19 protein-coding genes and 1 riboswitch are annotated in these 19,166 nt (G+C 67.9%); of the genes, 17 read left to right on the top strand and 2 right to left on the bottom strand.

Annotated elements, in window-relative coordinates; all coding sequences use genetic code 11:
- Positions 1-7: 7 nt before the first annotated feature.
- The 9 genes from AC07PV_RS00355 to AC07PV_RS00315 all read left to right on the top strand — a co-directional run bounded on the left by AC07PV_RS00355 (position 8) and on the right by AC07PV_RS00315 (position 8,060).
- Positions 8-397: a DUF934 domain-containing protein gene (locus AC07PV_RS00355; RefSeq protein ID WP_218294605.1), complete on the top strand. Its 390-nt coding sequence runs from the start codon at positions 8-10 to the stop codon at positions 395-397.
- A 44-nt stretch (positions 398-441) separates the two neighbouring features.
- The gene (locus tag AC07PV_RS00350; RefSeq protein ID WP_218340993.1) at positions 442-1,065 is read left to right on the top strand and encodes a phosphoadenosine phosphosulfate reductase domain-containing protein; all 624 of its coding nucleotides are present in this window, start codon (positions 442-444) and stop codon (positions 1,063-1,065) included.
- Between the two features lie 169 nt (positions 1,066-1,234).
- On the top strand, positions 1,235-2,203 hold the full coding sequence (cysD, locus tag AC07PV_RS00345; RefSeq protein WP_218294603.1) for a sulfate adenylyltransferase subunit CysD: 969 nt from the start codon (positions 1,235-1,237) through the stop codon (positions 2,201-2,203).
- Positions 2,203-3,564, top strand: coding sequence for a sulfate adenylyltransferase subunit 1 (locus AC07PV_RS00340; protein ID WP_494629037.1), 1,362 nt, complete (start codon positions 2,203-2,205; stop codon positions 3,562-3,564). Before cysD ends, AC07PV_RS00340 begins: the two co-directional genes overlap by 1 nt.
- 113 nt (positions 3,565-3,677) lie before the next feature.
- Positions 3,678-4,007 (top strand): ferredoxin FdxA, encoded by a 330-nt coding sequence (fdxA, locus tag AC07PV_RS00335; RefSeq protein WP_055393870.1) that lies wholly within the window; start codon positions 3,678-3,680, stop codon positions 4,005-4,007.
- A gap of 124 nt (positions 4,008-4,131) precedes the next feature.
- Complete coding sequence (locus AC07PV_RS00330) at positions 4,132-5,187, top strand: NAD(P)/FAD-dependent oxidoreductase (protein ID WP_494629036.1); 1,056 nt, start codon at positions 4,132-4,134, stop codon at positions 5,185-5,187.
- 125 nt (positions 5,188-5,312) lie between these two features.
- On the top strand, positions 5,313-5,672 hold the full coding sequence (locus AC07PV_RS00325) for a nuclear transport factor 2 family protein (RefSeq protein ID WP_494629034.1): 360 nt from the start codon (positions 5,313-5,315) through the stop codon (positions 5,670-5,672).
- 12 nt (positions 5,673-5,684) lie between these two features.
- The gene (locus AC07PV_RS00320) at positions 5,685-6,566 is read left to right on the top strand and encodes a GyrI-like domain-containing protein (protein ID WP_494629032.1); all 882 of its coding nucleotides are present in this window, start codon (positions 5,685-5,687) and stop codon (positions 6,564-6,566) included.
- A 36-nt stretch (positions 6,567-6,602) separates the two neighbouring features.
- Positions 6,603-6,707, top strand: a riboswitch (TPP riboswitch).
- A 72-nt stretch (positions 6,708-6,779) separates the two neighbouring features.
- A complete protein-coding gene (locus AC07PV_RS00315; RefSeq protein WP_494598526.1) occupies positions 6,780-8,060 on the top strand; it encodes a purine-cytosine permease family protein in 1,281 nt (426 codons plus the stop codon).
- Positions 8,061-8,128: 68 nt separating this feature from the next.
- Here the strand turns inward: AC07PV_RS00315 and thiD are convergent, their stop codons facing one another.
- Positions 8,129-8,977 carry a bifunctional hydroxymethylpyrimidine kinase/phosphomethylpyrimidine kinase gene (thiD, locus tag AC07PV_RS00310; RefSeq protein WP_218340986.1) on the bottom strand — a complete coding sequence of 283 codons (849 nt, stop codon included), beginning with the start codon at positions 8,975-8,977 and terminating at the stop codon, positions 8,129-8,131.
- 286 nt (positions 8,978-9,263) lie between these two features.
- On the opposite strand from thiD, the gene AC07PV_RS00305 reads away from it, so the two are divergent.
- The 4 genes from AC07PV_RS00305 (at position 9,264) to thiE (ending at position 12,373) form a co-directional block, all read left to right on the top strand.
- The gene (locus tag AC07PV_RS00305) at positions 9,264-10,388 is read left to right on the top strand and encodes an FAD-dependent oxidoreductase (protein ID WP_492253432.1); all 1,125 of its coding nucleotides are present in this window, start codon (positions 9,264-9,266) and stop codon (positions 10,386-10,388) included.
- On the top strand, positions 10,385-10,582 hold the full coding sequence (thiS, locus tag AC07PV_RS00300) for a sulfur carrier protein ThiS (RefSeq protein ID WP_057272784.1): 198 nt from the start codon (positions 10,385-10,387) through the stop codon (positions 10,580-10,582). The genes AC07PV_RS00305 and thiS overlap by 4 nt, the downstream gene beginning before the upstream one ends.
- An 83-nt stretch (positions 10,583-10,665) precedes the next feature.
- A complete protein-coding gene (locus tag AC07PV_RS00295) occupies positions 10,666-11,478 on the top strand; it encodes a thiazole synthase (RefSeq protein ID WP_494598524.1) in 813 nt (270 codons plus the stop codon).
- Positions 11,471-12,373 (top strand): thiamine phosphate synthase, encoded by a 903-nt coding sequence (gene thiE / locus AC07PV_RS00290; protein WP_494629463.1) that lies wholly within the window; start codon positions 11,471-11,473, stop codon positions 12,371-12,373. The genes AC07PV_RS00295 and thiE overlap by 8 nt, the downstream gene beginning before the upstream one ends.
- Before the next feature lie 39 nt (positions 12,374-12,412).
- Here thiE and AC07PV_RS00285 read toward each other — a convergent pair whose 3' ends face one another.
- On the bottom strand, positions 12,413-14,524 hold the full coding sequence (locus tag AC07PV_RS00285) for a hypothetical protein (RefSeq protein WP_494629030.1): 2,112 nt from the start codon (positions 14,522-14,524) through the stop codon (positions 12,413-12,415).
- A gap of 162 nt (positions 14,525-14,686) precedes the next feature.
- Between AC07PV_RS00285 and AC07PV_RS00280 the strand changes: the two genes are divergently transcribed.
- The 4 genes from AC07PV_RS00280 to AC07PV_RS00265 all read left to right on the top strand — a co-directional run bounded on the left by AC07PV_RS00280 (position 14,687) and on the right by AC07PV_RS00265 (position 19,141).
- On the top strand, positions 14,687-16,207 hold the full coding sequence (locus AC07PV_RS00280; protein WP_494629029.1) for a 3-hydroxyacyl-CoA dehydrogenase: 1,521 nt from the start codon (positions 14,687-14,689) through the stop codon (positions 16,205-16,207).
- Positions 16,208-16,339: 132 nt separating this feature from the next.
- Positions 16,340-17,119 carry an oxepin-CoA hydrolase, alternative type gene (locus tag AC07PV_RS00275; RefSeq protein WP_218340984.1) on the top strand — a complete coding sequence of 260 codons (780 nt, stop codon included), beginning with the start codon at positions 16,340-16,342 and terminating at the stop codon, positions 17,117-17,119.
- 193 nt (positions 17,120-17,312) lie between these two features.
- On the top strand, positions 17,313-18,032 hold the full coding sequence (locus AC07PV_RS00270; RefSeq protein ID WP_218294591.1) for a Crp/Fnr family transcriptional regulator: 720 nt from the start codon (positions 17,313-17,315) through the stop codon (positions 18,030-18,032).
- Between the two features lie 23 nt (positions 18,033-18,055).
- Positions 18,056-19,141: a phosphotransferase gene (locus tag AC07PV_RS00265; RefSeq protein ID WP_218340983.1), complete on the top strand. Its 1,086-nt coding sequence runs from the start codon at positions 18,056-18,058 to the stop codon at positions 19,139-19,141.
- The last annotated feature ends 25 nt before the right edge of the window (positions 19,142-19,166 follow it).

The following is a 19,166-nucleotide window of genomic DNA, read 5'->3' as shown; positions in this document are numbered from 1 at the left end:
AAGACCCATGAAAATTCTTGCCTCCCAAGACCACCAGCCGCCCGCAGAGGGCGATGCCCGCGCCGTGGCGCTGGCCAACGATGCCGATGCACTGGCCCTGCCGCTCGACGGCGTCGAGCGCGTGGACCTGCATTTCCCCAGCTTCACCGATGGCCGCGCGTTCAGCCAGGCCTTCTTGCTGCGCCGCCGCCGCGGCTTTGCGGGCGACATCCGCGCCACGGGCGACGTGCTGATCGACCAGCTGGTGCAGATGCAGCGCACGGGCTTTTCGTCGGCCGTGCTGCGCGATGGCGTGGACCCGGCCGATGCGCAGCGCCAGTTCGAGATGTTCCCCGGCTTCTACCAGGGCGACGCGGTGCACCCGCAGCCTCTCTTTGCCGACAAGGCTGCCGCCTGAGCCAGACCCGCAGCGCTGGTACGCACACCCACGAGCACCCCACCATGAGCCAATTCGATCTCGCACGCGTCAATGCCGACCTGGGCCGCAACGCCGAAGGCCTCGTCGCCTGGGCACTGGGCCTGGGCCAGAGCCCCATCGTCACCACCAACTTCCGCCCGTTCGAGGCGGTGATCCTGCACATGGTGTCCGCAGTGAACCCCGATGTGCCGGTGGTCTGGATGGACAACGGCTACAACACCGAAGCCACCTACCGCTTTGCCGACGAGGTGACCCAGCAGCTGGGCCTGAACCTCAAGATCTACCTGCCGCGCCGCTCGCGCGCGCACCGCGAGGCCGTGGAGGGCGCAACGCCTGCCCTGGACGACCCCCGCCACGCCGCGTTCACCGAAGAAGTGAAGCTCGAGCCCTTCGCCCGCGCCTTGCGCGAGACAGCCCCCAAGGTGTGGTTCACCGCACTGCGTGCCACCGACACCGCCGTGCGCGCGCAGATGGACCCGGTCAGCATCAACCCTGATGGCCTGATCAAGGTGGCGCCGCTGCTGCACTGGTCGTCCAAGGATCTGCACGAATACTGCGTCCAGCACGGCCTGCCCAACAACTTCGACTATGTGGACCCGACCAAGGGCGAAGAGAACCGCGAGTGCGGCCTGCACATCGCGCATTGACCTCGAAAATGACTCCCCCTGAGCCGCTTCGCGTCTTCCCCCTCTCTCGCTGCGCGGGAGGGGGACACGCCCGGTGGCCCGGCAAAGCCGGTTCCACGGGTGCACTGGTCTCGAGTGCGCCAGTGGCATGCGCCGCAGCCTTTGAACTGATGACCGAGAGCACCCGACCATGAACGCACGCACCGACTCAGCGCTGCTTGAGAAAAAGACCAACAACATGAGCCACCACCTGAACAATTCGCACCTCGACGCCCTGGAAGAGGAAACCATCTTCATCCTGCGCGAGGTCGCCGCCGCCTTCGAGCGCCCCACCCTGCTGTTCTCGGGCGGCAAGGATTCGCTGGTCATGCTCAAGTGCGCCGAAAAAGCGTTTGGCACCAAGGCCAGCGGCGGCGGCATTCCCTACCCGCTGCTCATGATCGACACGGGCCACAACTTCCCCGAGGTGACGGACTTCCGCGACTTCCGCGCCAAGGAGCTGGGCGCCGAACTCATCGTGCGCAGCGTCGAGGACTCGATGGCGCGCGGCACCGTGCGCCTGGCCCACCCCGGCGAATCGCGCAACGTGCACCAGTCGGTCACGCTGCTCGAAGCGATCGAGGAATTCCGCTTCGACGCGCTCATCGGCGGCGCCCGCCGCGACGAGGAAAAGGCCCGCGCCAAGGAGCGCATCTTCTCGCACCGCGACAGCTTCGGCCAGTGGCAGCCCAAGGCCCAGCGCCCCGAGCTGTGGACCCTGTTCAACACCCGCCTGCAGCCCGGCGAACACTTCCGCGTGTTCCCCATCAGCAACTGGACCGAACTCGACGTGTGGCAGTACATCGACCGCGAGAGCATCGCGCTGCCCAGCATCTACTACACGCACAAGCGACAGGTGGTGGACCGCAAGGGCCTCCTGATGCCGGTGACCGAGCTGACCCCGCCGCGCGAGGGCGAGACGGTGCAGACGCGCGACGTGCGTTTTCGCACGGTGGGCGACATCACCTGCACCGCACCGGTGGAGAGCACGGCGGCCACGGCCGCCGACATCGTGATCGAGACCCTGGCCGCCGACGTGAGCGAGCGCGGCGCGACGCGCATGGATGACAAGACCAGCGACGCCTCGATGGAAAAGCGCAAGAAAGACGGGTACTTCTGATGACCACTATGAATTCGATAGCTACTAGCGCTTATGCATCAAGCGCTGGCGGCCAAAATGACCACATTTCCGCCCTGAAGTTCATCACCTGCGGCTCGGTGGACGATGGCAAGAGCACATTGATCGGCCGCCTGCTGGTGGACAGCAAGGCCGTGCTGCAGGACCACCTTGCCGGCGTACAGCGCCAGGGCGAAACCGACCTGGCCCTGCTGACCGACGGCCTCAGCGCGGAGCGCGAGCAAGGCATCACCATCGACGTGGCCTACCGCTACTTCGCCACCGAAGAGCGCAAGTTCATCATCGGCGACGCGCCCGGCCACGAGCAGTACACCCGCAACATGGTCACGGCCGCCAGCAGCGCCGACGCGGCCGTGGTGCTGGTCGATGCCACTAAGCTCAACTGGAAGAACGCCGACCTCGCCCTGCTGCCGCAAACCCGCCGCCACAGCCTGCTGGCCCACCTGCTGCGCGTGCATTCGCTGGTGTTCGCCGTGAACAAGCTCGACGCGGTGGAAGACCCCGCCCTCGCCTGGAAGCACATCCAGGGCGCGCTGGCGACGTTTGCCCAGGCCGCCGGCATCGCCGTGCGTGCGACGGTGCCCGTGTCGGCGCTCAAGGGCTGGAACGTGGTGGACGCCCACGCGGGCTGGTGCGGCTACGAGGGCCCCACGCTGCTGCAGGTGCTCGAAGCCCTGCCCAACACGCCCCCCGACACGGCGCTGCCCCTGGCCTTCCCGGTGCAGTGGGTCGAGAAGTTCTCGTCCTCGTCCGACACATCCCAAGGCCGCCGCGTGTTCTGGGGCCGTGTGGCCTCGGGCAATGTCACCCCCGGCACGCCGGTGCAGATCTTCCCCAGCGGCCAGCTGGCCACCGTGGCCCAGGTGCTGGACCATGCCCGCCGCCCCACCGACGTGCCCGCTGGCACCAGCGCCGGTTTCATCCTCGACCGCGAGGTGGACGTCTCGCGCGGCGACTGGATTCTGGCCGCGCCCGCGGCCACCCCCGCCGAGGACGACTTCGACACGCCGGCCAGCGTGCCCGCATGGCCCGCCAGCCGCGAGCTGCGCACCACCGTGGCCTGGATGGATGACGAACCCCTGGTCGCCGGCCGCGTGTACTGGGCGCTGCACGGCCACCGCTGGGTCAAGGCCAAGGTGAAGGCCGTGGTGCACAAGCTCAACATCCACACGCTGGCCGAGGAAGCCGCCACGCAGCTCGACCCCAACGCCATCGGCCATGTGGACCTGCTGCTGCAGGAGCCGATCCCCGCCGCAGCCTTCGGCAAGGCCCGGGTGCTCGGATCGCTGATCCTGGTGGACACCGCGAGCCACAAAACCGCTGGCGCCGTGCTGGTCAACTGATCCAGATCAGCGCCACCCCCCAAGTCACCCCATCCGGGGAAGGGGCCCTGTAACCAAAGGTCGGTGAAAGCTTCTAAAATTGAGGGTTTTCACCGACCCACACAACCTTTGTCATGACCCACGTCGTCTCCGAAAACTGCATCAAGTGCAAGTACACCGATTGTGTGGACGTGTGCCCCGTGGACTGCTTCCGCGAAGGCCCGAACATGCTCGTCATCGATCCCGACGAGTGCATCGACTGCGCCGTCTGCATCCCTGAGTGCCCGGCCAACGCCATCTTTGCCGAAGAAGACCTGCCGGCCGACCAGATCGCCTTCATCAAGCTCAATGCCGACCTGGCCTTCGCCGACGGCTGGAAGAGCATCACCAAGCGCAAGCCCGCGCTGCCCGACGCCGACGAGTGGAACGGCAAGCCGGGCAAGGTCAACGAACTGGTCAAGTGACCCCCCTGAGTCGCTTCGCGCCATCCCCCAAGGGGGACGCCACCAGTGGCCTGGCAAAGCCAGTTCCACGGTGGCACAGGTCTTTGGCAGTGCCAGTTTCGGGCGCTGCGCGCGTGGCTTGAGCATGATTCAAGAAACCGACGCCGTCGTCATCGGCGCGGGTCCCGTGGGCCTGTTCCAGGCCTTCCAGCTGGGCCTGCAAGGCATCACCGCCCACCTGATCGACGCCCTGCCCCATGCAGGCGGCCAGTGCGTCGAGCTGTACGGCGACAAACCCATCTACGACATCCCGGGCATCCCGGTGTGCACCGGGAGCGAGCTGGCTGGCCTGCTGCTTCAGCAGATTGCGCCGTTCAAGACGCAGTGGCACCTGAACACGCTGGTGTCCGCACTCACCGTGCACACCGATGGGCGCCTGCTGGTCGAAACCTCGCAAGGTGCGCAGCTGCTGGCCCGCAGCGTGTTCATTGCCGCCGGCGTGGGTGCCTTTGTGCCGCGCACGCTCAAGGTGGACGGCATCGAGCACTTTGTGGGCAAACAGGTCCACTACCAGAACCTGCCCTCCACGACCAACGTGGCCGGGCGCCATGTGGTGGTGCACGGCGGCGACGAGCCCGCGGTGGCCCGCGCCGTGGAACTGGCCGAACAAGGCCAGGCCGCCCGCGTCAGCCTGCTGCACCGCCGCGATGTGTTCCAGGCCCCGGATGCCCTGTTGCAGCGCCTGCAGCAACTGCGCGATGCGGGCCGCATCCACGTCGAGGCCGTGCAGATCACCGGCATTGAAACCGCTGGCGACCAGCTGACCGCCTTGCAGGTGGTGGACGCCGATGGCAGCACCCGCGCCCTGGCGCTGGACCTGCTGGTGGCTGTGCTGGGCATCTCGCCCCGCCTCGGGCCCATTGCGGACTGGGGTTTGGCCATGGACCGCAAACAGCTGGTGGTGGACACCGAAGCCTTCCGCACCAGTGTGCCCGGCATCTACGCCGTGGGCGACATCAACACCTACCCCGGCAAACGCAAGCTCATCCTGTGCGGCTTCCACGAGGCCACTCTCGCCGCCTTTGGCGCCGCCGAGGCGCTCAAGGGCGACAAGGTGGCGTTGCAGTACACCACCACCAGCCCACGGCTGCACCAGTTGCTGGGTGTGGCACCGGTATCGGCGCCGTCCGTCAGCGCGTAGTCCCGGCGGGCCAGGGTTCGTCACTTCGTGCCCAAACGACGCGCCCACAAATAAGCACAAAATGTCCAAAAGGCGCACAAGCGCCCGGCACGATGGCGTCTCCATTCACCCATCAGGAGCACACCATGAGCCAACAACCCCTTCAATCCATCTGGGACACCTACACCGCGTCGTGGAAGACCGACTCGGCCGCAGACCGCGACGCCCTTTTTACCCAGTCCCTCGACCCCGCCTGCACCTACAACGACCCGCTGGCCACCGCCCAGGGCTGGGACCAATTGACGGCCTACATGGACAACTTTCACAGCCAAGTGCCCGGTGGGCATTTTGTGACCCACTATTTCGCCAGCCACAACCAGCAGAGCATCGCCAAGTGGAACATGGTGGATGGCAGCGGGCAGGTGATCGGGGAAGGCGTGAGCTACGGCCGGTACAACGACCAGAATCGCCTGGTTGCGATGACCGGTTTCTTTGAAACCCCTTGAACGGACGCCACTGTGCTTTATCTCCGGCAAATCCAGGAGGGCATCGATTTCATCGAGGCCCATCTCGAATCCGATATCCAGCTTTCCGAGGTGGCACGGGCTGCAGGGATGAGCCAGTGGCACTTCCAGCGGATCTTCAAGGCGCTGACCAACGAAACCCTCAAGACCTATATCCGGTCGCGCCGGTTCTCGCGGGCGCTGGAGCAGTTGACCAGCACGCGGCTGAGCGTGCTCGACATTGCGCTGGCGTCCGGGTACGAGACGCAGGAGAGTTTTACGCGCGCGTTCCGCGATTGCTTTCGGATCACGCCGTCGCAGTACCGCAAGATGGGCAACCGCTCGCTGTTCGTGCGCAAGATCCGGTTTGACGCAAGCTACCTCGCGCACATTCACCACAACATTTCCCTGGAACCCGACATAAAGGAGCAGCCCGCCATGCAGCTGGTCGGGCTGCCCACGGACTACTACGGCATCGACTCCGAAAAGAACAACCTGGGCCAGAAGCTGCCGCCCCTGTGGGCGAAATTCCTGCCCCGGCTGGGCGAGATTGCGAACACCGTGCCCGGGGTCTGCTATGGCGTCGTGGCACCGGCGGGGCCCCACACGGAAGCGCTGCGCTACCTGGCCTGCATCGAAGTGCGGGGCCCCGGCGCCTTGCCACCGGGCATGGTGGCCATGGAAATCCCCGCATCGACCTATGCGCGCTTCACCCACCGGGGCCCTGCGCAGAATGTCGATGCGACGGTGAACTACATCTACTCGAGCTGGCTGCTGTCGGCGGGCCCATCGCACACCCTGGGGCCGGATCTGGAAATCTACGGTGCCCAGTACCACCCGACGTCCGGCGACTCGGTGATGCACTACGCGATCCCCATCGCCCGCCCCGCGCCCTGAGCGCCCCACTACAATGGCCCCGCGTTCCTTCTGGAACGCCCACGCTAGGGGTGTCGGGACCGGGCCACCGGAACCGACTGAGAGAGTCCCTTTGAACCTGATTGAGATCATCCTCGCGCAGGGAAGCACGTCCGCCTCGGCACAGCCCAGAATGAAATGACTTTGGGGCGCGCTGGCGGGCCGCCCCTGCTCTGTATTGCCACGGAGCTTGCCATGTCCTCATCCCCCGCCGCGCCCGCCACCAACGAAGCGCTGGCCCCCGTCTCCCCCGACCGCCGCGTCTTCCAATGGCATGACCACGCCTCGCTCTGGTTCAGCCTGGGCGTGGGCCTGCTGGTCATGCAGGTGGGCGCCTACCTGATGCCCGCGCTGGGCACGCAAGAGGCGCTGATCGCCATCGTCTGCGGCTCCATCGTGGGCGCGGGCCTGCTGGGCTGGGTGGCCAAGCTGGGCTGCGACAGCGGCCTGGCCAGCGCCGGGCTGATGCATGCCGTCTATGGCCGCACGTTCGCCAGCCTGCCGATCATTTTGAACATCGTGCAGCTGGTCGGCTGGGGCACGTTCGAGCTGGTGGTGATGCGCGACGCCACGGTGGCCATCGGCCAGCAGTCCGGCACCATGGCCGGCGCGCATTGGCCCGTGCTGGCCACGCTGCTGTGGGGCGGCGTGGTGATGCTGCTCATCAGCGGATCGATGGTGCAGCTGGTGCGCAAGGTGATCGCGCGCGTGGCGCTGCCGCTGGTGGTGCTGTCGCTGCTGTGGCTGTCGTGGCAGTTCCTGTCGCTGGCGCAGGCCCAGGGTTTTGAAGCGCTGTGGACGCGCAAGGGCGAAGGCGGCATGGGCGTGCTGCCCGCGCTGGACCTGGTGATCGCCATGCCCATCTCGTGGCTGCCGCTGGTGGCCGACTATGCGCGCCACGGCAAGAACGGCGGCTCCGCATTGCGCGGCACGTGGCTGGGCTACGCGCTGGCCAACATGTGGTGCTACACGCTCGGTGTGCTGGTGGCGCTGACGCTGCCCAGCAAGGATCTGGTGCAGGCCCTGTTGCTGGCCCAGGGCGGGCTGATCGCGCTGTCGCTGATCCTGATCGACGAGGTGGACAACGCCTATGGCGACACGTATTCGGGCGCGGTGTCGGCACACAGCCTGCTGCCGCGCTGGGGCGTACGCAAGTGGGGCCTGGCCATGGCTGCGGTGTGTACCGCCCTCGCGCTGGTGCTGCCCATGCACAGCCTGGAGCCATTTTTGCTGCTGCTCAGCTCGGTGTTCGTGCCGCTGTTCGGCGTGATCCTGGGGCGGCTGGCCTTTGGCGCCAACGCACCCGCGCTGCTCGCTGCGGCACGCCGGGTGAACGCGGCCCCGGTGACGATCTGGCTGGTGGGGATTGCCGTCTACCACCTGGCCCCGCAGGTGGTGCCGGGCGCGGGCTCGGCGCTGCCGGCGTTGGCGTTCAGTTTTGTGCTGGCCTGGGCCACACGGCCACGGGTGCGTTGAATCGCTATTGAATTGTGAGCATCTAGCGCTTGCTGGATAAGCGCCCGAGGCCAAAAACAATCAAACCTTTAAAGCACCAGCTGCGCCACGGGCGCATGGCCGTGGTTGAGCGGGCCATGGCCACGGCCGGTGGTCACATCGGCCCCTGCCGCGATGGCGCCCAGAATGTAGGCACGCGCGCGCTCCACCGCCTGCTGCAAGGGCAGGCCCCGCGCCAGGTGTGCCGCGATGGCCGATGACAGGGTGCAGCCCGTGCCATGCCCGTTGTGCGTGGCAATGCGTGCGGACTCCAGCCGCTGCCGCACGCCGCCGCGTGTGGCCAGGACATCCACCACCCAGTCTCCGGGCAGGTGGCCGCCCTTGAGCAGCGCCGCCGGGGCGCCCAGGGCCAGCAGCCCGTCCACCGCAGCTGCCAGCGCATCCACGCCCTCGATCGTGCGCCCCAGCAGCCAGCCGGCCTCGTCCAGGTTGGGGGTGATCACCTCGGCCAGCGGAAACAGCTCCTGCACCAGCACGTTCACGGTTTCCGCGGCGATGAGCCGGTCGCCGCTGGTGGCCACCATCACCGGGTCGAGCACCACGTGCGGCAGCTGGTAGGTGCGGATGGCATCGGCCACCACGCGCACCACTTCGGGCGAATGCAGCATGCCGATCTTGACCGCGTCCACGCCGATGTCCTGCACCACGGCATCGATCTGGGCCTTGAGCATCTCGGGCGGAATGCCGTGGATGCCCGTGACGCCGCAGGTGTTCTGGGCCGTGATGGCGGTGATGGCCGTCATGCCGTAGCAGCCCAGGGCGCTGAAGGTCTTGAGGTCGGCCTGGATGCCCGCCCCGCCGCCGCTGTCGGAACCGGCGATGGAAAGCACGCGTACATAGCGGCGTGCTGCGGAGGTCGGGGGAATCAATGAAGTCATGGCAAAAATTATGGCCTATGCGTTAGCGCAAAAAGAGCTGCCACGGGTTGTGCTGTAATTGATTTTTCCGGACGAAACAGGGGTGTCCCGCGGTCGAGAACTGAACAGGTTCTTGGGTGCGCGACTGAGAAATACCCTGGGGCACCACAGAACACTGCGCACCGCGCGGCGCGTACTGGCCCCGCTACCCGATCCAGGTCATGCTGGCGTGGGGAGTTTCCAAGAGCGGCTCTGCCCCCGTTTTGTCCATGGTTGCCAGCCAACACACAGACAGACAGACGGACTTATGCCACTTCAACCCTCTTCTTTTGCCATTCTGGGCGCGGGCCTCATGGGCCGATTGCTGGCGGTGGAGCTGGCCCGCCAGGGGCACCGTGTGGACATCTATGACGCGGGCAGCCCGGCCGCCGAGCATTCGGCCGCGACCGTGGCCGCCGCCATGCTGGCGCCGCTGGCCGAATCGGCCATCACCGAGCCCGGCGTGGTGCGCATGGGCCACCATGCCCTCACCCGCTGGCCGCAGCTGCTGGCGGCGCTGGCCGAGCCCGTGTTCTTCCAGCAGGCCGGCACGCTCATCGTGTGGCACCGGCAGGACGCGGCCGAAGCCCAGCGGCTCACGCGCCTGCTGGAGGCCAACCAGCACACGGTGCCCGAGCTGCCCGCGCTGCAAAAGCTCGACGGCGCCGCGCTGGCCCAGGCGGAGCCCACGCTGGCGCAGCGCTTTGCGCAGGGGCTGTACCTGCCCGGTGAAGGCCAGCTCGACAACCGGCAGCTGCTGGCAGCCCTGGTGGTGGAAATGCAGCGGCTGTCCGTGCGCGCGCACTGGCACGCGCCCCGGTCGCCCGAGGCCTTTGCGCCCGGCGCCCCCGGCCAGCCCGACTGGGTGCTGGACTGCCGCGGCCTCGGTGCCAGGGCCCAATGGCCCGCGTTGCGGGGTGTGCGGGGCGAGGTGGTGCGCATCCACGCACCGGATGTCACGCTGCAGCGCCCCACGCGGCTGGTGCACCCGCGCTACCCGATCTACATCGCGCCCAAACAAGACCATCTGTTCGTGATCGGCGCGACCGAGATCGAATCGGACGACCTCTCGCCCGCCAGCGTGCGATCGACGCTGGAGCTGCTCTCCGCCGCCTACGCCGTGCACCCCGGCTTCGCGGAAGGCCGCATCCTGGAGCTGGCCACGCAGTGCCGCCCCACGCTGCCCGACAACCTGCCCGCCATCCGCCAGCCGCGCCGGGGCGTGCTGGAGATCAATGGCCTGTACCGCCACGGCTTCATGATCGCGCCGGCGATGCTGGATGTGACGCTGGAAGTGCTGAACGCGGGACAATCGCAGCTTTCGCAACGTTTTGACCTCGCGCTGGACCTGAAACCCGCCTCCCAGTCCAGCGCGGCCGCTGCCTTCGCATGAACATCTCCATCAACCAGATCCCGCATGAACTGCCCGAAGGGGCCACCGTGGCCGATGCCGTGGCCGCCATCGCGGCACGCCCTCCGTTTGCGGTGGCCGTGAACACCCACTTTGTGCCCAACACCCGCTACGCCGCGCAGGCCCTGCAGCCCGGCGACCGCGTGGAAATCATCTCGCCCGTGACGGGGGGCTGACCCCCGGCCTTCTTTCTTGAGACAAATTGGCCCTTGGCGCTTATCCACAAAGCGCTAGCAGCTATTAAAAAGATAGTAAATTCATGACCACCTCGACGCCCCAAGACCCCCTGGTGCTGTACGGCCAACAGTTCGCCGGCCGCCTGCTGCTGGGCACCTCGCGCTACCCATCCCCTGCGGTGCTCGAAGCCGCCGTGCTGCGCGCGCAGCCCGCCATGGTCACCGCGTCATTGCGCCGCCAGGGCAGCAACCCGGCCGAAAGCGGCAGCAGCTTCTGGGAGCTGCTGCGCAAGCTCAACGTGCCCGTGCTGCCCAACACCGCCGGCTGCCACAGCGCGCAAGAGGCCATCACCACCGCGCAGATGGCGCGAGAGGTGTTCAACACACCGTGGATCAAGCTGGAGCTGATCGGCGACGACTACACGCTGCAGCCCGACACGCTGAACCTGGTGGGCGTGGCGGAACACCTCATCAAGGAAGGTTTTCAGGTGCTGCCGTACTGCACGGAAGACCTGGTGCTGTGCCAGCGGCTCGTCGATGTGGGCTGCCAGGCCGTCATGCCCTGGGCAGCGCCCATCGGCACCGGGCGTGGCCCCGTGAACCCCTATGCACTGCAGACGCTGCGCGAGCGCCTCGATGTGCCCATGCTCGTGGATGCGGGCCTGGGCCTGCCGTCGCATGCCTGCCAGGTGATGGAATGGGGCTATGACGGCGTGCTGCTGAACACCGCCGTGGCCCTGGCGCAGGACCCGGTGGCCATGGCGGGCGCGTTCGCCGACGCCGTGAATGCCGGGCGTGCCGCGAGCAAGGCCGGTGCCATGGCGGCGCAGGAGGCCGCCCAGCCCAGCACGCCCGTGCTCGGCACGCCCTTCTGGCACCATGAACAACATGCGTGACGACACCAGCGCCATGGTGCAGGCCCTTCTTGCGCACCACGCCACCACCTTCGCGGGCTTTGGCGCCGAGCCTGCCCCGGAGCCCACGCGGCCGGAACCCGCCTACCTGGCAGCCCTGCAGGCCTGCAGCACGCTGGGCTTCATTGCCCACGACGCGGAATGCCTGGCCCAGGCCTGGCTGGCGCAGAGCCTGCGCACGGGCGCCTTCCAGCCAGCCCAGTGGCCCGACGAGCCACAGGACTTTGGCCTGGTGCCCCGGCCGCGCGCCGATGCGTTCGCCCCCTGCCCGGAAAGGCTGGGCCTGTACGCCGTGCTGCCGGATGCCAGCTGGGTGGGCCGCATGGCCCGCGCGGGCGTGCCCACGGTGCAGCTGCGCTTCAAATCCGCTGACGAGCACGCGATTGCGCAGGAGGTCCACGCCGCCGTGCAGGCGGTCGAGGGCACGGGCGCCCTGCTGTTCATCAATGACCATTGGCGCGTGGCCATCCAGGCGGGCGCCTACGGCATCCACCTGGGCCAGGAAGACCTGGATGCACTGGCCCCCGACGAGCTTCGGGCGCTGCGCGCTTCGGGCCTGCGCCTGGGGGTCAGCACCCATGGCTACGCGGAAATGGTGCGCGCAGATGCCGTGGGGCCCAGCTACATTGCCATGGGTGCCGTGTTTCCCACCACCCTCAAGAAGATGGCCACCGCGCCACAGGGCGTGGGCCGGCTGGGTGCCTATGCGCGCCTGCTGCGCCACTACCCCCAGGTGGCCATTGGCGGCATCGGGGCGGAGCAGTTTGCCCAGGTGCGCGCCACGGGCGTGGGGTCCATCGCCGTCGTGCGGGCCATCGTCAATGCCTCCGACCCCGAAGCCGCGGCCGCGCAGCTCATGCGCGGGATGGTGGAGTAAGGCCAGGCCCGCGGGGGCCGGAGGGCGCGCCGCCGCGGCCTAGCTGCGGTCGGCCTTCTTCTGCTCCAGCTCCAGCCGCAGCTCCACCAGGTCGTTGTCCATGCCGAAGCCCACCGCCTGGCCCGAGGACGGTGGCGCGGTCGCGGGCACGGGCGGCAAATCGCTGAGCGTCAGGTGGGGCGGCTCCGAGAGATCGAGGTCCAGCGGCGCACCCCGGGTGTCAGCGTCGGGCATGGAAGGCGCGATGGCCGCCAGTTCCTGCGGCGGCCATCCTGTGGCCGAAGGCATTTCGCCCAGATCGAACTCCAGGCTCGCGGACAGCGAATCCAGCGGCAGGCCGCCCCCCGCTGTGCTTGCCGGCGCCACGGGCGGCGCTGCCAGCACCTGCGCGTCGACACGCGGCTCGGCCAGTGGCGTGGTGCGCTTGCGGGGCGCAGGCGCGCCCCGGGCGCTTGCCGGGGTGGTCTGCGCGATGGCCAGCAGCAGCAGCAGGTCGTCGTAGGCCGCCAGATCAAACGGCTCCACCGACACCGCGCCGTCCTGCCGGAACAGCAATTTCTCCAGCAGCCCGAGCACGGACGGAGAGGTCCATTCGGCCTCGATCTCCGCCAGCGCATCGGTGTAGTGATAGAGCATGCGGCCGGTGCGGTGGAAGCCGGTAAATTCGGGCACCTGCGCATTGAACGAGCGCATGAACTGGGCGCGCAGTTGCGAGAACTCCTCCACCCGGCTCAGCGTGTGATAAAGCCGCAGAAGCTCCAGATACGCCAGGGGCGAGGTATCGCCCCGCTCGGCGATGTGCTTCTTGAGCACCTCGATGGCCTGCTGGTGCTCCCCCACCGAAATGAAGAACTCGGCCTGCTGCTGAATGTCGAAGAGCTCTTCGGGGCTGACGATGTGCAGCACGGGCTGGGGCGGTGCTGCAGCGGGGGGCGGGCTGGCCGGCAGCGGCGCGGGCGCACTCGGCACGGGGGCGGTGGCCACGAAGGCGGGCCCGGGCGCCGCGGTTGCGGTGGAAGCCACTGCTGCCGCTTCGGAAGCCGGGGACTCGCCGGACGACAGCCAGGCATCGCCCGGATGGGGCGCAAGGCCCAGGGCGGCTTCGTGCGCGGCCATCGCATCGCGCCCGCCCAGCGCCGCCACGGAATCGCGCCACGCGCGCACCGCCTTGTCGGAGGCGCTGCGCAAGCGCGTCCATGTCCACGCCGCGAGCAGCAATGCCAGCAACAGCAAGCCGCCCAGCACATACACCACCGTGGCCGGGAATCTGTCGTTCTCGGCCAGTTCCAGCTGCTGCTGCAACTGCGCCGCCCCGGCCCGGTCGCGGGCCGCCTGCGCACGCAGCGTGGCCACATCGTTCTCCAGCGCCTTGAGCCGGCCGCTGTCCTGGCGGGCATCATCCGGCTGGGCATTCAGCGCCTTCCACACGGCGGCGGCCTCGGTGCGCTGCGCGGAGGCTTGCTCCGAAGGAAGGGCCAGCAGCCCGGGCGATGAACGCAATGCCACCGGCCGGTCCACCCAGATATCGAGCGGCTCGACCACGAGCCGGGCCTGGTCCGCAGGCCTTGCCACCTGCGCCGTGCCCTTGGCCGGGGGCAACGCGGCGCTGGCCGGGGGCCGTGCCGTGCCGCGCGCTGGCTGCCGTGCGGGCGCACTGCGGGAAACGGGCTCCGCCGCGCCGGCAGGAGGCGGTGCCGTGGCGGGCCGGATCGCGGAAGGCGATGGTGCAGAAAGTGCCGCCGCGGGTGCTGCCGACCTGGCCGCTCGCTGGCCCGCCGCGCCCGGGGACGCACCGGGGGCCTCCGCGCCACCTTCGGGGAAAGAAGGCAGCCGCGCGACATCGATCGGCGCCGCCGACCGGGCCATCGTGACGGGAAGTTCCGCAAGAAAAGTGTAGGTGCGCGTGACCTTGCCCGTGCATCCCGCCGACAAGGTGACCAGCAACACAGGCTCATCCACCGCGATGGCCGCCTGCACCCGCACGGCCGGTGAACGCCCGCGCATGTCGGGCAGGGGCACGACACGCACCCTGGCATCGCCAACCGGCGTATCCCCCGCCTTCAGCTGCGCCGTCACACAGGAAGAGGCCACGTCCGTGCCTGGATCGGGCTGCACATCGAACGACAGATCCACCGGTGCACCCAACACCACCGTGCCTCTGCTGCCTCCCAGCGAAAGTGCCGAGGCGCCCGCAGCAACCACCCACAGACCGGTCCCAAAAATGGTGTTACGGATTTTCACAATAAATTCTGTTTTTGGCGCAGCCCATTCTTGCACATAAGTCCCACGCAACGCCACAGCCATAATGGCGCTATGAAAATTCAGTTTCCCAACATCGCAATCGTGGGCACCGGCGCCATGGGTCGGGGCATTGCACAGATCGCCGCGCAGGCCGGCAGCCAGGTTTTTCTGCTCGACGCAACCCCAGGCGCCGCCCAGGCCGCCCAGGCGGCGCTCCAAGACCAATGGAGCAAGCTGGTCGCCAAAGGGCGCATTGATGCCGATCAAGCCACGGCCTTCGCTGCGCGGCTGCACCCGGTGCAGGCAGTGGCCGATCTGGCCGCGTGTGACCTGGTGATCGAAGCCATCGTCGAGCGGCTGGATGTGAAGCAGAAGCTGTTTGCCGAACTGGAGTCCGTGGTGCGCAGCGATGCCGTGCTGGCCACCAACACCTCGTCCCTGTCCGTGACCGCGATTGGGGCGGCGCTCCAGCGCCCGCAGCGGCTGGCGGGTTTTCACTTCTTCAATCCGGTGCCGTTGATGAAGGTTGTCGAGGTCATCGCGGGCCTCAAGACCGACCCCGCGATTTGCACCGCCCTGGCGGCCTATGCCAAAGAGATGGGCCACACCCCCGTTCAGGCGCAGGACACCCCGGGTTTCATCGTGAACCACGCGGGGCGCGGCTTCGGCACGGAGGCCCTGCGCATCGTGGGCGAAGGCGTGGCCGACTTCGCCACCATCGACCGCATCCTGCGCGACCAGGTGGGTTTCAAGCTCGGCCCGTTCGAGCTCATGGACCTCACCGCGCTGGACGTGTCGCACCCGGTGATGGAATCCATCTACCGCCAATACTACGACGAGCCGCGTTTTCGCCCCAGCGTGATCACCGCGCAGCGCCTGGCCGGCGGCGTGGTGGGCAAGAAGGTGGGAGAAGGTTTTTACCGCTACGTGGAGGGCGTGGCGCAAATCCCCGCAGAGGCACCGCCCCCGGTGGTGACCGACCTTCCCCCGGTATGGGTGTCGCCCCGCGCGGCACGGCGCGCCGAGCTGTACCAGCTGCTGAAGGACCTGGGCGCCACCATCGAAACCGGCCCATCGCCCTCGCCCCAGGCCATCACGCTCGTCGCGCCGCTGGGCTTTGACGTGACCACCGTCGCCGTGGTCGAGCGCCTGGACCCGGCCCGCACCATCGGCATCGACATGCTGATCGACGATGCCGCCACCAGGCGCCGCGTGCTGGCGACCAACCCGGCCACGCGCGTGGACATCCGCAACGCGGCGCATGCGCTGTTCGCCCGCGACGGCAAGGCGGTGAGCGTGATCCGCGACAGCGGCGGCTTCGTCACGCAGCGCGTGGTGGCCACCATCGTGAACATCGCCAGCGACATCTGCCAGCAAGGCATCTGCTCCCCCAAGGACCTGGAAACCGCCGTCACGCTGGGCCTGGGCTATCCGCTGGGGCCTTTGGCCATGGGCGACCGCTGGGGTCCCACCAACATCCTGGAAGTGCTGTTCAACATGCAGACCGTCTATGGCGACACCCGCTACCGCCCCAGCCCCTGGCTGCGCCGGCGCGGCGCGATCGGCCTGAGCCTCACGCATGTGGAGGAATGAATGAATGAAGGCTCCTTGCGGGGCGCGGCGGCCGCTGGCGCCGGCCGCGCGCACCGCACGGGCCCTGCTTCCAGACCGACTGCACACCCCCACGTGAACCGTCCGCAGCCCTTCACAAGGTAACCCACGCACATGCCCGCAGAACTCCAGAGCACCAGCCAGGGCCAGACCCTGATCCTGACCCTTCGCAATCCCGAACGGCGCAATGCCATCGACCCTGCGATGTACGCGGCGGGCGTGGAGGCGCTGGGCGTGGCCGAAAGCAGCCCCGACATCCGCAGCGTGGTCATCACGGGCGCGGACGGCATGTTCTGTTCGGGAGGCAACCTGCAGCGCCTGCTGGCCAACCGCCAGCAGGACCCGGAGGTGCAGGCCCAGAGCATCGAGGGGCTGCACAACTGGATCGAGACCATCCGCACCTATCCCAAGCCCGTGATCGCCGCGGTGGAGGGGGCCGCCGCCGGTGCCGGCTTCTCGCTGGCGCTGGCCTGCGACTTCATCGTGTCCGCGCGCAATGCCGTGTTCGTGATGGCCTACAGCAACGTGGCCCTGTCCCCGGACGGCGGCGCGAGCTGGAGCCTGGTGCATGCCCTGCCCCGCCAGGTGGCCACGGAGATCCTGATGTGTGGCGACCGCATTGGCGCCGAGCGCCTGCACGCGCTGGGCGTGGTCAACCGCCTTGCCGAAACTGGGGGTGCACTCGATGCCGCGCTCGCCCTGGCCGAGCAGCTCAATGCGCGTGCGCCGAATGCGCTGGCCAGCATCAAGGAGCTGATCAATGAAGCACCCCATGCAAGCCTCACCCACCACCTGGGCCAGGAGCGCAATCATTTCGTGACCAACCTGCACCATGCCAACGGCGGCGTGGGCATCACCGCGTTCCTTGAAAAGCGTGTGCCCCGCTACGAATAGCCCCGCACGCTGCCGGCGGTGACCGCACGCCGACGGCCACCACCATCCACGATGAAGCCCCTGGGATGCCGCCAAGCACCCAGGGGCTTTTGCATGGCGGGCCTGCTGCAGACACGCAGGTGACAACCCTGACGCTGCGCGAAGGTCCCTGACGCGACAATGGGCCTGTTTCCAGTCACACAAAAGACAGACCATGGACGACCCGATTCTTACTATCGAAGAACGTGAAGCGATCAACTCAGGTCGCTGGTTTTCTTCCCTCTCACCTTCACTACGCCACGACATCCTGCGATGTGCATACGTCAAACGCTTCAAGGACGGCGGCCTCATCGCCGCGCGCGGCGACCCGCCCGAGGAGTGGATTGCGTGCGCGCGCGGCGCGGTGCGGGTGAGCTCCACCTCCATCTCGGGCAAGCAGATCACGCTGACCTATGTGGAGCCGGGCATCTGGTTCGGCGACGTGGCGATCTTCGACGGGGACCGGCGCACGCACGATGCCTATGCGCACGGCGACACCACGATCCTGTGCGTGGCCAAGGCCGACTTCAGGAAGATCCTCGCGGCGCATACCGAGTTCTACGAAGCCATGCTGCGCCTGCATGCGCGGCGCATCCGCCAGCTCTACGGCCTGGTGGAAGACCTCAACACCCTGCCGCTGCGCGCGCGGCTGGCCAAGCAGCTCGTGCACCTGGTGCGCAGCTACGGCATTCCCAGCCTGTCGGACGGCAGCGAGATGCGTATCGGCCTGCAGCTGGCGCAGGAAGAACTGGCGCAGCTGCTGGGCGCATCGCGCCAGCGGGTGAACCAGGAGCTCAAGGCCATGGAGCGCGAGGACGCCATCCGCATCGAGCCGGGCGGCCTGGTGGTGCGCGATCGCGACGCCCTCATGCGCATTGCTGAAACCGACAACTGACTGACCGAACCCTCGCCCCGTCCATGAGCAACTTTGACCATTTCGTTGGCACCCGTCCCGTCTCCGACCAGCACGCGTTCGACATCGGCGCGCTGACAGCCTGGCTCACGCAGAACATGGAAGGCTTTGCCGGCCCCCTGACGGTGGAGATGTTCAAGGGTGGGCAGTCCAACCCCACCTACAAGCTCATCACCCCCGGCGCCCACTACGTGATGCGCTCCAAGCCCGGCCCCGTGGCCAGGCTGCTGCCATCGGCCCACGCCATCGAGCGCGAATTCGCGGTGATGAGCGGCCTGCATGGCACCGACGTGCCCGTGCCCCGCATGCACGTGCTGTGCGAGGACGAGTCGGTCATCGGCCGCGCCTTCTACGTGATGGAGTGCATGCAGGGCCGCGTGCTGTGGGACCAGTCGCTGCCCGGCATGTCGCCCGCCGAGCGCGGCGCCATCTACGACGAGATGAACCGCGTGATCTCTGCGCTGCACACCGTGAAGTTCGCCGACCGGGGCCTGGCCGGCTATGGCAAGCCGGGCAACTATTTCGACCGCCAGATCGGCCGCTGGAGCAAGCAGTACGTGGCCTCCATCACCCAGCCCATTCCCGAGATGGACCGGCTCATGGAGTGGCTGCCCGCCCACATGCCGGCGAGCGCGCGCGATGAAGGCCACGTGTCCATCGTGCACGGCGACTACCGGCTGGACAACCTCATGTTCCACCCCACCGAGCCCCGCGTGATCGCCGTGCTCGACTGGGAGCTGTCCACGCTGGGCCACCCGCTGGCCGACTTCAGCTACCACTGCATGAGCTGGCACATCCCCGCCGCCATGGGCCGGGGCATCGCGGGACAGGACCTCGCGGCCCTGGGCATTCCCGGCGAAGACAGCTACATCCGCCGCTACTGCGAGCGCACCGGCATCGCCACGCCCGAGGCGCTGCGCGCCGACTGGAACTTCTACCTCGCCTACAACATGTTCCGCATCGCCGCCATCCTGCAGGGCATCGCCAAGCGGGTGGAGGCGGGCACCGCCTCCAGCGCGCAGGCCAAGGCCTCGGGCGACACGGCACGGCCGATGGCCGAGCTGGCCTGGTCGTTCGCGCAGCGGGGATGAGGCGCCCCACGATTACCAACGGAGA

This window comes from Acidovorax sp. GW821-FHT09A11, assembly GCF_059418365.1.
The sequence above is the reverse complement of the archived record's forward strand: the minus strand, read 5'-3'. Positions and strand labels throughout refer to the sequence as shown.

Bases quoted from the DNA above. Each gene is read 5' to 3' on its own strand.
- thiE (WP_494629463.1), top strand. From the start codon at position 11,471: ATGCGTGACGACACCAGCGCCATGGTGCAGGCCCTTCTTGCGCACCAC.
- AC07PV_RS00355 (WP_218294605.1), top strand. From the start codon at position 8: ATGAAAATTCTTGCCTCCCAAGACCACCAGCCGCCCGCAGAGGGCGAT.
- thiS (WP_057272784.1), top strand. From the start codon at position 10,385: ATGAACATCTCCATCAACCAGATCCCGCATGAACTGCCCGAAGGGGCC.
- fdxA (WP_055393870.1), top strand. From the start codon at position 3,678: ATGACCCACGTCGTCTCCGAAAACTGCATCAAGTGCAAGTACACCGAT.
- AC07PV_RS00265 (WP_218340983.1), top strand. From the start codon at position 18,056: ATGAGCAACTTTGACCATTTCGTTGGCACCCGTCCCGTCTCCGACCAG.
- AC07PV_RS00305 (WP_492253432.1), top strand. From the start codon at position 9,264: ATGCCACTTCAACCCTCTTCTTTTGCCATTCTGGGCGCGGGCCTCATG.
- thiD (WP_218340986.1), bottom strand. From the start codon at position 8,977: ATGACTTCATTGATTCCCCCGACCTCCGCAGCACGCCGCTATGTACGC.
- cysD (WP_218294603.1), top strand. From the start codon at position 1,235: ATGAACGCACGCACCGACTCAGCGCTGCTTGAGAAAAAGACCAACAAC.
- AC07PV_RS00350 (WP_218340993.1), top strand. From the start codon at position 442: ATGAGCCAATTCGATCTCGCACGCGTCAATGCCGACCTGGGCCGCAAC.
- AC07PV_RS00280 (WP_494629029.1), top strand. From the start codon at position 14,687: ATGAAAATTCAGTTTCCCAACATCGCAATCGTGGGCACCGGCGCCATG.
- AC07PV_RS00315 (WP_494598526.1), top strand. From the start codon at position 6,780: ATGTCCTCATCCCCCGCCGCGCCCGCCACCAACGAAGCGCTGGCCCCC.
- AC07PV_RS00270 (WP_218294591.1), top strand. From the start codon at position 17,313: ATGGACGACCCGATTCTTACTATCGAAGAACGTGAAGCGATCAACTCA.
- AC07PV_RS00330 (WP_494629036.1), top strand. From the start codon at position 4,132: ATGATTCAAGAAACCGACGCCGTCGTCATCGGCGCGGGTCCCGTGGGC.
- AC07PV_RS00295 (WP_494598524.1), top strand. From the start codon at position 10,666: ATGACCACCTCGACGCCCCAAGACCCCCTGGTGCTGTACGGCCAACAG.
- AC07PV_RS00325 (WP_494629034.1), top strand. From the start codon at position 5,313: ATGAGCCAACAACCCCTTCAATCCATCTGGGACACCTACACCGCGTCG.
- AC07PV_RS00340 (WP_494629037.1), top strand. From the start codon at position 2,203: ATGACCACTATGAATTCGATAGCTACTAGCGCTTATGCATCAAGCGCT.
- AC07PV_RS00275 (WP_218340984.1), top strand. From the start codon at position 16,340: ATGCCCGCAGAACTCCAGAGCACCAGCCAGGGCCAGACCCTGATCCTG.